The 14678-nt window shown below is 38.2% G+C and carries 10 protein-coding genes; 2 read left to right on the plus strand and 8 right to left on the minus strand.

From position 1 onward, the window contains the following. Positions 1-92: 92 nt before the first annotated feature. The 4 genes from FFWV33_RS05135 to FFWV33_RS05150 all read right to left on the minus strand — a co-directional run bounded on the left by FFWV33_RS05135 (position 93) and on the right by FFWV33_RS05150 (position 4759). Positions 93-1094, minus strand: a complete 1002-nt coding sequence (locus FFWV33_RS05135; RefSeq protein ID WP_108739916.1) for a vWA domain-containing protein — start codon at positions 1092-1094, stop codon at positions 93-95. Next, entirely contained in the window at positions 1094-2725 is a 1632-nt protein-coding gene (locus FFWV33_RS05140) for a hypothetical protein (RefSeq protein ID WP_108739917.1), read from the minus strand. Before FFWV33_RS05140 ends, FFWV33_RS05135 begins: the two co-directional genes overlap by 1 nt. 60 nt (positions 2726-2785) lie before the next feature. Continuing rightward, on the minus strand, positions 2786-3649 hold the full coding sequence (locus FFWV33_RS05145; protein ID WP_108739918.1) for a DUF58 domain-containing protein: 864 nt from the start codon (positions 3647-3649) through the stop codon (positions 2786-2788). Positions 3650-3754: 105 nt separating this feature from the next. Next, the gene (locus FFWV33_RS05150; protein ID WP_108739919.1) at positions 3755-4759 is read right to left on the minus strand and encodes an AAA family ATPase; all 1005 of its coding nucleotides are present in this window, start codon (positions 4757-4759) and stop codon (positions 3755-3757) included. A 214-nt stretch (positions 4760-4973) separates the two neighbouring features. Between FFWV33_RS05150 and FFWV33_RS05155 the strand changes: the two genes are divergently transcribed. Next, positions 4974-5729, plus strand: coding sequence for an SDR family NAD(P)-dependent oxidoreductase (locus FFWV33_RS05155; protein ID WP_108739920.1), 756 nt, complete (start codon positions 4974-4976; stop codon positions 5727-5729). A 184-nt stretch (positions 5730-5913) separates the two neighbouring features. Further along, complete coding sequence (locus FFWV33_RS05160) at positions 5914-7056, plus strand: ATP-binding protein (RefSeq protein WP_108739921.1); 1143 nt, start codon at positions 5914-5916, stop codon at positions 7054-7056. A gap of 65 nt (positions 7057-7121) precedes the next feature. Here FFWV33_RS05160 and FFWV33_RS05165 read toward each other — a convergent pair whose 3' ends face one another. The 4 genes from FFWV33_RS05165 to FFWV33_RS05180 form a co-directional block, all read right to left on the minus strand. Then, a complete protein-coding gene (locus FFWV33_RS05165; protein WP_245891663.1) occupies positions 7122-8975 on the minus strand; it encodes a glycoside hydrolase family 13 protein in 1854 nt (617 codons plus the stop codon). An 11-nt stretch (positions 8976-8986) separates the two neighbouring features. Next, positions 8987-11842, minus strand: a complete 2856-nt coding sequence (locus FFWV33_RS05170) for an alpha-amylase family glycosyl hydrolase (protein WP_108739923.1) — start codon at positions 11840-11842, stop codon at positions 8987-8989. 67 nt (positions 11843-11909) lie between these two features. Further along, positions 11910-13031: a SusE domain-containing protein gene (locus tag FFWV33_RS05175; protein ID WP_108739924.1), complete on the minus strand. Its 1122-nt coding sequence runs from the start codon at positions 13029-13031 to the stop codon at positions 11910-11912. 26 nt (positions 13032-13057) lie between these two features. Then, a complete protein-coding gene (locus FFWV33_RS05180) occupies positions 13058-14665 on the minus strand; it encodes a RagB/SusD family nutrient uptake outer membrane protein (protein ID WP_108739925.1) in 1608 nt (535 codons plus the stop codon). Positions 14666-14678: the final 13 nt, after the last annotated feature.

Below are 14678 nucleotides of genomic sequence, written 5' to 3' on the forward strand. Positions count from 1 at the left end.
TTAATTCTCTGTTCCCAGGTTTCAGTCTCAGTCTCAGTGTTCAGTCTCGGTTTGCGTACAGGTACTGAACACTGAGACTATCAACTGTATACTTAAATAAAGCTTCTATACACTGTGTTTCTTAATCCAACTTCTATCAACAACAACAATCCTGCAAAAAGAACAAAGCCTCTAAATTTTTCGTCATAATCATAGAACTTCAATTCTTCGATTTCTGTAGTTTCGAGTTTGTTTATTTCGTTATAAATTTCGGCTAATTTGTCGTTGCTCGTTGCTCTAAAGTATTTACCATCCGTCTTTTTGGCGATAGACTGCATAAGTTTCTCATCAATTTCGACCTTCATTCTTTGAAACAAAATTTCTCCGTTTGGCGCTTGTGCATACGGGAACTCGGCCATTCCGTTGGTTCCAATTCCAATTGTGTACACTTTTATTCCGTATTGTTTGGCGATGTCTGCTGCGGTTTCTGGTTCGATAAAACCGGCATTGTTTACCCCATCAGTCAATAAAATAATCACTTTGCTTTTGGCTTTACTATCCTTCAAACGGTTTACGGCAGTTGCCAATCCCATTCCGATTCCGGTACCGTCTTGCAAAACTTGATCGTATTTAATGCTTTTTATCGCTTCGAGTACAACAGCCTTATCACTTGTAACAGGCGTTTTGGTATAGGCCTCAGAAGCATAAACTACTAATCCAATTCGGTCGTTTGGTCTTTCAGAGGCGAAGTTTGCGGCAACTTCTTTCAAACCTTCCATACGGTTAGGTTTTAAATCTTTGGCCAACATACTACCCGAAACATCGACTGCCATGACAATATCAATTCCTTTGGTTGTTTTTGTCTTATTACTAATATCGACTGTTCTTGGTCGTGCGAGCGCTATGATCAAAGAGCATAAAGCGACAATGCGTAAAACTCCCAAATAGGGTTTGAATTTTACTAAGAATGAAGTTGAGGCTTTAAATCCTTTGGTCGAACTAATTTTTAAGGTCGGTGTTTGGTGTTTTCTTTTCCAAAATAACCAAGCTATAGCAAATGGAATTAGAAGAAACAACCAAAAAAATTGGGGGTTTAAGAATGTTATCTGTTCCATTAGTTTTTAAGTTGTTTTAATTCTACAGAGCTCAATACTCGGTTTACAATATCGTTGGCATAATGATCACCCTCTTCATGTAAAATCAAGATTTGTTGCAATCCGCCATCTTGACCAAAGAGTAGTATTTCATAAAATATTTTTTGACTCGTATTGGTTAGCCCATTTAGTTTTACAAAAGTTCCGTAGGCTTTCACTCCTTTCACTCCTTCTGGAGTTTCGAAGTCTTCCTGTTTCACGATCATATTTTGTGCTCCTTGTGATTCGATAGATTGAACGGTAACCTCGACTGCTTTGTTCAGATCGGTTTGCGTATCTTGTTTGTATTTCATGGTAGAAACCATCAAGTAAAAATCACCTACAAAACTACCATACGCAAAAGACTGCATTTCTTTGACCAAAGCTAGACCTTCTTTTGGTAACGACTTTTTCAAATCAATTCGCTTTAAAACCTTTGGAGTTTCAATTATAACAGAAGGATTTCCGTATTCGCTTTTGATCCATTCACCTTCTAGTAATTCTTTAGTTTCATGACCAAGAATAGTGTCTTTTACATTTTCGAAACCTCTAGTAACAATAAAGAATGCTAGGACTGCGGTAATTACAAACCCTACTGCTGCAATGGCAATTTGAATACGTTTTTTGCGTTGTTTTGCCAATTGAATTTGCACCTGTTTTTGACGTTGCATCTCATTAAGAAGTTGTTCCTCTTCTGCAGGTACATCAACGGGTATAGCGCTATCGAGCACTACAATTGCTTTTTGAATTTTATTACGATCCTCTGTAATTTCAAATTCCATTGGTTTTGATTTGGCAAACTTTACCAAATCGGCTTGTTTTAAAACGCGCTCTAAATTATCAATGGTTTCTTGAGTAATCTTCATTTTCTTCTTCATTGATGCAGCTTTCAAGCCAGTAATCAATTCAGAGGTAGTGCTTTCCATGGCCGGAATTTCGATTGCTTCTTCGATATAATTTCGAGCAATATCGGTCAATTCACTATAGTATTCTTTGATTTCGCCTTTTTGCCATAACTCTTTTTGCTCCAAAGAGTTCATTAAGATAGTAGCTCTTTCAATAGGTGTTTTATAAACTTCTTCTTCAATTTTTTTCTTTTGGTACTTTTTTGTGTACCAATATACTGCCGCAGCAATACCTACCAAAAGTAGAAAACCCAAAAGCCATTTCCACCAATTACCAATAGGATTATCCACAGCAACAACATCTTTGATGTCGTACATTTTTTGTTTAAGAGTGTCAACTTGTACCGGTGCTACTTCGACTGCTATTGAGTCAGTCAAAAAAGCTTTGTTGTTTATAATGACTTTGATACTCGGAATCACATAGCGTCCTGAATCAAATTGTGTCAGGCCGTATCTTTTAATTAATTCGTATCGGTCATTATTTTTTACCGTATCAATCGGATAGGAGCGAATCACTTCGAGCGCACCAAAATTCTTTACATTAGGAAATTTAACTTTCGATAATGTATCAACAGAAGTTTTTAGAGTCAGTTTGAACTCAGCTCCAATCTTATTTTTGGTAGTATCTATGCTTGTTTCAACACGTTTTTGTTGTCCAAAAACGAAGGCTGAAAAAAGAAGTAGAGATATGTAGAATGCGTTTTTCATTTATTTTTTCAACTTTTATAAGTTTTGGCTCCTCCCTTTTGGGGAGGTTGGGAGGGGATTTTATCTCGACTTAAAATACCCCAACAATTTCGTTACATAACTTTCGTCAACTCTAGTATTCACAACACCTGATCCCGATTTTCTGAACGTGTCTTTAAAGTAGTTCAATTGTTCTTGATAATGCTTTTCATAACCCATTCGAACTGCTTTTGAGCTCGTATCGACTAGTATTGTCTCACCAGTTTCTGCATCAGTCATTTCGACCATTCCTAAATTTGGCATTTTTTCTTCTCGAGGGTCATATACACGTATGCCTGTGATGTCGTGTTTTTTTCCGGCTATTTTTAAGGTATGTTCATAGTCAGAAACCATAAAATCAGACATCAAGAAAACGATTGCTTTCTTCTTCTGTGTACTTGATAAAAATTTTAAAGCTTGTGCCAAATCTGTCTTCTGACTTTTTGGCTCAAATTCGATTAATTCACGTATGATACGCAATACGTGCGAGCGTCCTTTTTTTGGCGGAATGTACAATTCGATTTGATCAGAGAACAATATCAGTCCAATTTTGTCGTTATTTTGAGTAGCAGAGAAAGCCATTGTTGCCGAAATCTCCGTAATAATATCTTTCTTAAATGCTTTGGTAGAACCAAAACCTTCAGAGCCAGAGATATCCACCATTAACATCATGGTTAATTCTCTTTCTTCTTCAAAAACCTTGACGTGCGCCTCGTTGTATCGTGCAGTTACATTCCAGTCAATAGCACGTATATCGTCGCCATATTGGTATTGTCGTACTTCACTAAAAGTCATACCACGTCCTTTAAAAGACGTATGATATTCACCCGAAAAGATATGATCACTCAATCTTCGGGTCTTGATTTCTATTTTTCGTACTTTTTTTAAAAGGTCTTTTGTATCCATTTTTCCCCACCTAGCCTCCCCGAAGGGGAGGAATTATTGCCGACAAAATTTATTTGCTAATTTAACACTCCAACAAAGCCCCTCCTTTGGAGGGGTTGGGGAGGATTAAGGTACTTCTACTTCGTTTATAATTTTGTTGATGATGTCAACTGAAGTTATGTTTTCTGCTTCTGCTTCGTAAGTGATTCCAATTCTGTGGCGTAGTACATCATGTACAATAGCACGCACATCTTCAGGAATTACATATCCACGACGTTTGATAAAAGCATAACATTTTGCTGCATTAGCCAAGTTAATACTTCCACGAGGTGAAGATCCAAAACTAATTAGCGGTTTTAATTCGGCTAACTTGTATTTTTCTGGGTATCTCGTAGCAAAAACGATGTCAAGAATGTATTTCTCGATTTTTTCATCCATGTATACTTCGCGAACTGCTTCTTGAGCGCGCAAAATTTGTTCTACAGAGACTACTGCGTTTACTTTTTCGTATGAACCTTTAAGGTTTTGGCGAATTACCAAGCGCTCTTCGTCCATTTTTGGGTAATCAATTACCGTTTTTAGCATAAAACGATCGACTTGTGCTTCAGGTAATTGGTAAGTACCTTCTTGTTCCACCGGGTTTTGAGTTGCCAAAACCAAGAATGGTCTTTCTAGCTTGAAAGTAGTATCACCAATAGTTACTTGTTTCTCTTGCATCGCCTCTAACAAAGCAGATTGTACTTTGGCAGGAGCACGGTTAATCTCATCTGCAAGCACGAAGTTGGCAAAAATTGGCCCTTTTTTTATCGAAAATTCATTTGATTTAATGTTGTAAATCATAGTACCAACAACGTCGGCAGGTAATAAATCTGGAGTAAACTGGATTCTACTGAACGAACCTTGGATGGCTTGTGATAGTGTGTTGATTGCTAGTGTTTTTGCCAAACCAGGAACCCCTTCCAAAAGGATGTGTCCTTGTCCCAAAAGACCAATAAGCAAACGTTCTACCATGTGCTTTTGTCCCACAATCACTTTGTTCATCTCCATTGTAAGAAGGTCTATAAAAGCACTTTCTCTTTCAATTTTTTCATTGATCGCTCTAATGTCTAAAGTCGCAGTATTTTCTTCCATTATCATTTTATTTAAAACCGTATGATTAGCCCAATTGTTTTGGTAGTGCAAATTGAATTTTTTTTTAGAGGAAAGATGTTAATAAATGGTTAAAACTTCTGTGAATCCTCCAAATTTAAGGTCGAATTGTGATACAATTTTCATATTTTTAAGATCTTGAATTTAATTCGAGATAAATTACAAAATCAATATTTTTAGGACCTTAAAGTAACAAATGAATAAAACAGTTTTAATAACAGGAGCGACTAGTGGCATCGGTAAGGCAACTGCCACAGTATTAGCGCAGCAGCAGTATAAAGTAATTATTTGTGGTCGAAGAATGGAGTTGCTTCAGGAGTTGTATGAGGAACTTTCGAAACAGACCGAAGTACATATATTGTGTTTTGATGTAAGTGATAAGGTGGCTGTTTTTGATCAGATTCAAAGTTTACCAGAAGCTTTTTCGAAAATTGATATTTTGATCAATAATGCAGGTAATGCACATGGACTTGATCCTATTCAGACAGGAAGTATCGATGATTGGGACCTGATGATTGATAGCAACCTAAAGGGACTTTTGTATGTCTCGAAAGCAATTATCCCACAAATGGTGGAGCGAAAGTCTGGTCATATTATCAACATTGGTTCTACTGCAGCCAAAGAAGTGTATCCAAATGGGAATGTGTATTGCGCTACCAAACATGCGGTTGATGCACTTAATCAAGCCATGCGCATGGATTTGAATCCGTTTAATATTAGGGTAGGAGCAATTCATCCAGGAATGGTTGAAACCACTTTTAGTGCCGTTCGTTTTAAAGGTGACGAGGATCGTGCTGCCAATGTTTACAAAGGTTTTGATCCGCTTCAAGCGGCTGATATTGCTGATATTATTCAGTTTGTCATTTCGAGACCTTATCATGTGAACATTGCCGACTTGGTCGTAATGAGTACTGCGCAAGCAAGTTCTACTATTGTGAATAGAAAAGGGTGATTTTTGATTTTGTAGCGATCTTTTAAAAATTAACGATTGGTGATTAACGTCCCTAAGCGTCGGGAACGATTTTTGATTTTGTTGGAACTTATATAGGATTAACGAACTTAGATTCTTGAAGCTTGACATTTGCTTTTTGAAATTCCTACATACCACTATTTACAGCAATAAACCAGATTATCAAATGATTAATAAAAGGCTCTTGATCAAAAACTTACTTGCTCACAATGATGAGAGCAGTTTCTATGACAAAAAGCGCCAATTAAATCTTCATACTCGTGAGGGCAAAGCCAAATTTTTGAAACATATTTGTGCTTTGTCCAATTCGAATCCTGCTAACAACTCTTATATCGTAGTTGGGGTAGAAGATGCTGAAAACGAAATTGTAGGTGATGACTTTTTTGATGATAGTCGGATTCAAAATCTTGTAAATGCCTATCTCGAGCATCCGCCAAAGATTCAATATGAAAATGTTCCTTTCCCGAATTTACCCAAAGATAAGGTGGTAGGACTTGTGACTATTAAACCCAAAAAGAATGTTTCATCCTTCAAGAAAGGAATTTATACCATTGCAGTTGGCAGTGTTTTTATTCGAATAGGAAGCAATACCACACCCACAGAAGAGAAGGTTGAAAAGAATTTTCAAAATACGGAGACCGTCATCGGCATCGAAAATCAATCACGAAATAATATACAGCATACTCTTGATGGAGTTTTCGACTTTATCAATAGTCGTCACAAGGATATGTCGCCTAAGTACAAAGTCTTCAAAGAACTGTTTGTCATTTGTTGGGCAGGCGTGCCTAAGGTAGTGCGCAACGTGGTTTACCTATCACGTGTAGATATCGAGTTGATTAATGAGCAAATTAAATTGTTCTATTCTGCTCAAGATGTCGTCACAATTACCTTTGACGAGCACTCGTTTACAATTATCGAATACATTCCGTTGGGGTTAAACGATCAAACGAGTTACTATCCTTTGGAGCAACAAAAAATCTATTTTTATGAAAATGGATATTACAAAATAGAAAGTGAAATGCTGTTTCACCCTCCAGAATTCAACAAAAAGATGTTGTTTCATATTTACAACGCGAATATTGCTTTACTCAGTAAATTAGAAAAAAGGACGATACTAAGCATTCGAGAAAAAAAGGATTTAGAAAATTTACCTTCTACTTTTATGATCTGTTACCTCAATGGTTTTGACGAGGCAAAAGATCGCTTGATTGCCGCCAAACTATTATTAAAACCTTTCCCGAAAATATATTTGTCGTTTAAAGAAGCTTTGCGAGTTTTACGAAAAATGAAGTACAATATAAAGGAATAAAAAAGTAGGTAGCCACAGATCCCAATGTGTTTTCTGTGGCTACCAGTTTTCCAGTTCAAGTGGATTTATTTTTCTAATTCGAATATCATTGCAGTTTGCGGCGCTACCGTGATTTCGTTTTCTACATTGAAAACGGTACCCGTGAGGATTTCTTTTCCGTTTTTAAAACCGAGAATGTTTTCATGGAAGCGATCTGTTTTTATTTTTTTCGAAAGTAAATTGTTGTTCACTATAACCATCACCGTTTTTTTGTTGGTGTATCGAAAGTAAACATACACATTATCAATCGGAAGGTAATGAGTCGTTTTACCGAAATGTACCGCTTCGTTGGTTTTGCGCCATTGAAATAATTTCGAACTAAAATCAAAAAACAGTTGCTGTTCTTGCGTTCGTCCTGTTTGTGTGAAAGCATTGTTGGTGTCAGTTTGCCATCCACCCGGAAAATCTTGTCGAATAGCACCATCTCCTTTGCTTTTGTCTCCCGCCATACCAACTTCAGAACCGTAATAAAGCTGCGGTATTCCGCGTACTGTTGCCAAAATACTCATCGCCATGGCATATTTTTTAAAGTCTTTTTTATAGATTTCGTTAAAGCGCTCGGTATCGTGATTTTCAACAAAAGTAAGTAGGTTGTTGGGATTAGGGTACAAAAAGTCGTTGGCAAAATTCTCATACAACTTAATCAATCCATTGTTCCAGCTTGCTTCATTTTCATCAAAAACCTTGGCTGCTGCATCCATAAACGTGAAGTCCATAACGCTTGGCAAATAGGAATTGTAGTTTTGAATCGCAGCAATTTTACTGTCTTTTTGCCAATAGGCCATTTGTGCTTGGTCTTGCATCCAAACTTCACCGACAATATTAAAGTTGGGATATTCATCTGTAATCGCTTTGGTCCATTTTGCAATGCTTTTTTTGTCATTGTACGAATAGGTATCTACTCGAAAACCATCCAAGTTGGCCGACTCAATCCACCAAATTGCGTTTTGTGTCAAATAGGTCAGCACCAAAGGATGCGACTGATTCAGATCGGGCATCGATTGTACAAACCAACCATCGGCACAGAGTCGAGCATCAATTTTGGACGCATTGGGGTCGAACTGTGTCGTCATGCGGTAATTGGTTTGCGCATAGCCCGGAAATTGATGAATCCAATTGTAGGTTGGCAAATCTTTAATCATCCAATGTTCGGCACCCCAATGGTTGGTCACATAATCCATGACCAATTTCATGTCTTTTTTGTGTAACTCATTTGACAGCCTTAAATAGTCATCATTGGTCCCATAACGTGGGTCAATTTGGTACACATCCGATTGTCCGTAGCCGTGATACGATCCTCTCGGGTCATTGTCTACGCACAACGGCGTGCACCAAACTGTCGTGGCTCCCAGTTCTTGGATATAATTTAAATGCTGAATAATTCCTTCGATATCTCCTCCATGTCTGCCGTTTTCGGCTGTTCTATTGGCTTTTTCGGTTACCGATTTGTCGTTGTCATTCTTTGGATTTCCATTTGCAAAGCGATCTGGCATCAATAGGTACATTACATCTGCACTCGAATAGCTTTCGCGTAAAGCGGAATTTGCTCTACGTCCTTTCAAAAGATAGTGTTGTGTGAACTGCTTCTTTTTATTTTTCGAAAAAGAAAAAACAATCTCTTGCGGCAAAAGACCTTTTGTGTCAATGGTCACAAAGAGATAATTTGGATTTTCAGTTTTTGAGACCTCCAGAATCGGAATTCCAGTAGGAGCAGTTACCTCATTTTCTGCGATATTTGGACCGTAAAACACAATTTGCAGTGAGCTGTTTTTCATTCCTGCATACCAGTAAGGCGGTTCTATTTTTTGAACCTGAGCCTGTGTGGCAAAAAATAAGAAGGAGATCAATAGCAGTAAATAGTTTTTCTTTAAGGTGTTCAAAATGTTGTTTTTTAGTTTTTTATCAGTTTAACGATACTTGTCTGCCCTAATGAATTGCTCGTTTTTACCAAATAGATTCCTGATCTAAGGGTAGCAATCGAAAACTCATGTTGTGACTCGAATGTACCTTCAAATAGTAATACTCTTTTACCCGTTAGATCATACACTTCTACAAAATTTACAGCTTTGTTCAATTTGAAAGTGGCATGAGCGGGGTTGGGGTAAACACTCAAATCATTGTCTGAAACGAAATTTGGATTGCTTAATGGGCTAGCATTTTTGTTCCCGAATACTTTGAACTGACCTGCGGCAATCGTGATCGGTCCAGAAGTATTTGTTACATTGATTGTGGTGTTGTCCATCAAATTGTACCAAGTTCCCGCATACGGAAAGTTAGCAGTAATGTTTTGAGAACTTACATCAAAATTGGCTAAGATAACCACGTCTTTAAGCTGTGTAGCCATCAAATTGGGATTGGTGATTTTAATATTTTGAGTTAAAGACGCACTGTTGCTAATGGTTGCTGTACCTAAAAAAACAGGTTCGGTTGTTTTTAAAGCAATCATTTTTGCCCAATCGTTATAAATAGTAACTCTTGAATTTGTTGTTAACCAATTATTTATCCATTGTGGCTGTGGTTTGTTGTCTAGTTTACAATCGCCAGCAGTTGTATCTGAGGCAGTATTGACTGTACCATTATTACAAGAAAAAATAGAATTCTCCATTCCTAATTCGCCAAAATGCCAAATCATTTTTGGTCCCGGTACTAAAAGTGAAACTGCTCCAATTGCCGACATTCTAGACAATGCAATATCTAAATTTTTGACATTGTGTGTTGCACTAGCACTGTTTCCATATTGCAGGTTTTTATACATTAAACGTTCTTCATCATGACTCTCAGCATACCCCATTAATCGATTGGCCGTAAAGCCGCGACTACTGCTCGTAATTCCGGAGATGTTGCCAGGATAACCCATAGAAAGTTCGTTGTAATTGTCGGTCATTTTACCCCACATCATAATTCCCTTGCTTGGTGACTCATTGATTTTGTAGTTGGCCCACTGTTGCTCCTCTAGATTTGTACCCAAATGCTCAAAAATAGTATAATGTGTAGGGTCTAAGCTCCACGAATAATCTGCATATTTTTTTAATACATCTACACGGTCTTGTTGGTAGGCATTGGTGCAGGCTTCGTCACCAGCAGTACAATTTTGTGTAAACCCCTTGGTTAAATCCCAACGGAAGCCATCAATTTTATATTCCTGAATCCATTGTTTGATAACTCTCTCGACATAATATTGGGTTTTGGTAGACTGATGTTTAAAGTCTTCTCCCACACTGTAACTGTGTTTGGCAACAGTATTAAAAAACGGATTTTCGGTTGTTGGTGATCCCCAACCGTCGCCATCAGGATCGTTCATCCACATGCGCACCATCGGGTTGCGACCAAAAGCGTGGTTCAAAGCCACATCAAGAATAACTGCGATTCCGTTTTGATGGCATAAATCGATAAATTCTTTGAACTTGTTGGCTGTACCATAATATTTGTCCAATGCCATGTGGAAGGAGGTGTTGTAACCCCAGCTTTCGTTACCTTCAAATTCCATAACAGGTAATAATTCGATTGCATTGATTTTTAAATTCTTAAAGTAATCCATCTTATTAATCAAGTCTTGAAAATTTCGATTCGAATCAAAATCACGCACCAAAACTTCATAAACGATTAGGTTTTCTTTTTGAGGTTTTACAAAATTGGTGGTAGCCGTGCTCCAAGCGTATGCTGTTTGTCCCGTTTGCAAAACCGTTACTTCACGCTCTTGCCCTTGTGGATAAGCGGGCAGGTTTGGGTATGAAGCAGCAGGAATGCTTGGGTCATCAAACGGCGATAGTACTAAGGTAGAATAAGGATCGGCGGTCTTGACCATTGCTGGTGAATTGGCTATAGGTGTTGTTTCGCCTACCCAATATTGATAGGTATAGGCTGTACCCGAAGTTAATCCTGATACTGTTATCCAAAATTTACCCGTGGTAGGATCTTTCTTCATGGCATAAGCAGCAGTTGGTTGGTAGTTGTTGAAACTTCCTGCAACGTATACAAAATCTTTTAAAGGAGCATCCAAGACCAACGTGGCTTGCGTAGCATTTGTGTTCGAATAATTTATTCCGTCTTCCAGACCAGCCGGCATGGTTTCGCTACTAGCTCCAGGGTTTACAATAGTTGCAAATTTTTTGGTAATAGTCGTGCTCCCATTCGAAACAACTAATTCATAATTTTGATTAGAAAGCAAATTGCTGTGGGTGTAACTGTAATTTGTAGTCGCTGTATTAGAATGGATGGTTGCTCCATTTGATTTTAAAACATAACTAGAATTTCCGCCTGTGTTGGATGCCGAAATAGTAAAGTTGCTTCCAGAATTGATTATGGTTGTGCTGTTTTCTGCGGGAGTGTTTAAGGTCAGTTGAAAAGCACCGACATTAAAAAAAGTATCTGCAGTTTGTTGGTTTCCGGCGCTATTGCGAATTACGACACAAATGGCTGTTATGGTGCTTGTTGCAGGAACTCCAAATGAGGTGTATAAATCGGGAGCAAGATCTAGTTTGTAGTTTGTGCCAGAAACTAGTGTTAGTGCTGGTTGTGTGCTGTTGTTTCCCCAGCTTCCTTTTACGTTTTGCCATGGCGCTCCATTGACCGTTAAGCCAATATGAGCATATAATGTTCCCGTATCTGTGGCCAAAGGTGTGCCTGCTTTATTAAAATTTAAAGTAACCGCTGTGTTCGCGAGAGCAGGAGAGGGCGTAGTGGTAAATTGTGCCCAACCCAAGGTACTGCATAAAAACAAAATTGATATAAGTATAGTATTCTTCATGGTTTTTTGGTTTTAAAAGAAAGGGCTATCCAATAGTAGATAGCCCTTAAATAGTTGTACTAATTGATTATTCTTGGTTAGGGAACATCATATAACTGCCATCTAAATCATTAAATAAGACTTTGTATTTTGAACGTGCTACTGGAATATCACCTCCGCTAGCGCCTTGCGTAGGGAAAGCTGCAAAGGCTGTATCGCCACCCCAACTTTTGTCCCAAGCATTGTTGGCTCTAAATTTTCCTTTACCATCAAATAGTGTGATGGTTAAGGTCCATAAGTGCGTATCAAAAGTAGATTTGACCATCGGTGTGTCATCTCCAGACCATCCTGCATCTGTTCCTGTTCTTGATGAACCTATGAAACCAATACGAGTATAGCTTGTTGCTGCGGTTGCATTGTACGGCACCAAAGTATATTTTAAGGTTTCAGTATTCATGGTAAAAGTGTAATATCCTGCAGTTGCAATTTCAAAACTTGCTGGATCTGGATCGGCATCTTTGGCTCTAGACACGATTGTACCCGCATCACCTTTACCATACATTGGCGCCCATTGTCCCAAAGTAGAAATTAGTTTGAAATAACCCGCTTTGAAATAACCTGTGAATCTGTATTCTTTTGGGTTTGTTCCTCCTCTAAAAAGTACTTGATTTTTATTGTTATTATCCCAACCAGCCACTGTAGCGTCTCCAACCAAATACCAATCTGTAAATGGGTAAGCGATTAATCCTGAATACGTATTGATGCTAATGGTAATCACTTTTGCCGATTCGGTAGGAACTCCACCAGAAACCGTAGCCATTACTTTGACATCAAATTGTTTTGGTGTGCCAGGTACAGCGCCCAATTCAATTGCTGCTTGGTTCAATGCTTTTACGGATACCGATGCTTGGGTAACGCTACTTGTTTTTACTAGTGTTTGTGCTTTGGTAAAATCTCCACCAGAAACATCCATCATCAAAGAATATTGAACCACCACTGATTCTGTATATTGAGCGGCAGTCCATACAAAACGGTCGGCATCGCTGCTTGCATTCACTTCTTTCAGAACATATTGTTTGGCTGTTGTTGGTGCAGTCATTTCAGGTGTTGCAATTTTGGAAACAACTGGTCGGTTTTCAACATCGTCAGCAGTACATGATACCGCTAGTACGCTTATAAAAGCGAACAAAAATTGGTTAATTTTTTTCATTTTATGGTTTTTTAAAAGTGGTTAGTTTAGTATCCAGGATTTTGTTTCAACGTAGGGTTTGCTTGGATTGTTTTGGCAGGAATTGGCATTAAATCTCTAAAGCTTGCTGTCGCAGCACCATTTTGAGTGCCACCTTTCCATTCCCAAATTTTGTCTCCACCGGTGAATTTTCCAAAACGAATCAAATCAGTTCTACGGTGACATTCCCAGAATAGTTCACGTCCTCTTTCGTCCAAAATAAAATTAAGCGTTAGATTTGCCGTTGTTACAGGACTAGCATTTGCTCTCGTTCTCAGTTTATTGATGTAGCCTAGCGCCGTAGTCATGTCTGTACCTGCCGCGCCACGTACTGCACATTCTGCATACATTAAATACACATCTGATAGGCGGAACATAGGAAAGTCAGTATCAGGAATATCATTACGCTGTGCTGCAGTTCCATCAGAGTTAACATTAGTGTACTTTGTAACTGCGTAACCATTTGTAAAGGTTCCAACATTGGCAATACTTAATGTTTGACCATTAGTATAGAAAGTTCCTCTTTTGTCTGCAGTAGCAGTAGCATCAGGAAACAAAGCAACAAACTCTTTGCGAGTTCTGATTCCTTGCCATCCACCATTCATTCCTTGAGCAGCAGCATCCATAGACCCACCGATAGACGCATGAAGAATAAAACTCATACCTCCACCTGTTGCACGAATTGCATTTCCGTCACTTACTACAGGAAAAATCACTTCACTTTGTGAACCGTTACGATTGTTGTCTGCAGAGAATAAAAATTTGTAAGGTACGTTTGCAAACGTATAACCAGAGGTTGCAATAATGTCTGAGCTTAGTTTTGCTGCATCATTAAATCTCTCAGTTCCGGTATAAACTTTAGCATTCAAATATATTTTTGCTAATAAAAATTTAGCAGCCGTTTTATCAATTCGTCCGTATTCGTTTGTTTTTGTTGCGACCAAGCTATTGTCAAGGTCTTTCAATTCACTTTCGATAAAAGCAAAAACTTCAGCTCTTGATTTTTGCTCTGGATAAAAGAAACCTACTGGATCTTTTTCTGTTGTAATTGGCACATTACCAAACAAGTCCATCAAGTTCACATAAGAGAAAGCTCTTAAAAAACGTGCTTCGGCTCTAAAGTTGGCGATTTGCGCTTTTAGATTTGCATCTACACCACGAGAGGTCAATTTATCATCAGACGTTTGTCTCAAAAATTCGTTAGCCAAACTTATTTCGTAAAAAGCTCTAGAGTATGTTCCGTACAAAAACTCATTGGCAGGTGCCCAAGTTTGCGTGTTTAAGGTTGGTAAAGTTCCATCAGCCCAAGCAATGATAGCTTCGTCTGTAGTGAATTCTTGCATTACAAAAAGCAAACGCAAGTAACTACTAAAGTCGCCACCAATACCAGCAATATCCGGTTTGTTGTCTCCGTCATTTCCTCCTACATACAATCCAGAATATAATTTGGCTAGCACTTGTTTGTAAGATGCAGGATCTTGAAAAAAGGTTTCTGACAGAAATTCATCGTCATCTTTTGGAGTCACGTCTAGGTCGCTCGTACAAGAGCTAAGTGTCAAATTCAATCCCAAAATCATTAGGAAGAAATAAGATATATATTTAAATGATGTTTTCATCTTTTGTGTTTTT

It is taken from the genome of Flavobacterium faecale, assembly GCF_003076455.1.
Lineage (GTDB): Bacteria > Bacteroidota > Bacteroidia > Flavobacteriales > Flavobacteriaceae > Flavobacterium > Flavobacterium faecale.

Bases quoted from the DNA above. Each gene is read 5' to 3' on its own strand.
- FFWV33_RS05135 (WP_108739916.1), bottom strand. From the start codon at position 1,094: ATGGAACAGATAACATTCTTAAACCCCCAATTTTTTTGGTTGTTTCTT.
- FFWV33_RS05140 (WP_108739917.1), bottom strand. From the start codon at position 2,725: ATGAAAAACGCATTCTACATATCTCTACTTCTTTTTTCAGCCTTCGTT.
- FFWV33_RS05145 (WP_108739918.1), bottom strand. From the start codon at position 3,649: ATGGATACAAAAGACCTTTTAAAAAAAGTACGAAAAATAGAAATCAAG.
- FFWV33_RS05150 (WP_108739919.1), bottom strand. From the start codon at position 4,759: ATGGAAGAAAATACTGCGACTTTAGACATTAGAGCGATCAATGAAAAA.
- FFWV33_RS05155 (WP_108739920.1), top strand. From the start codon at position 4,974: ATGAATAAAACAGTTTTAATAACAGGAGCGACTAGTGGCATCGGTAAG.
- FFWV33_RS05160 (WP_108739921.1), top strand. From the start codon at position 5,914: ATGATTAATAAAAGGCTCTTGATCAAAAACTTACTTGCTCACAATGAT.
- FFWV33_RS05170 (WP_108739923.1), bottom strand. From the start codon at position 11,842: ATGAAGAATACTATACTTATATCAATTTTGTTTTTATGCAGTACCTTG.
- FFWV33_RS05175 (WP_108739924.1), bottom strand. From the start codon at position 13,031: ATGAAAAAAATTAACCAATTTTTGTTCGCTTTTATAAGCGTACTAGCG.
- FFWV33_RS05180 (WP_108739925.1), bottom strand. From the start codon at position 14,665: ATGAAAACATCATTTAAATATATATCTTATTTCTTCCTAATGATTTTG.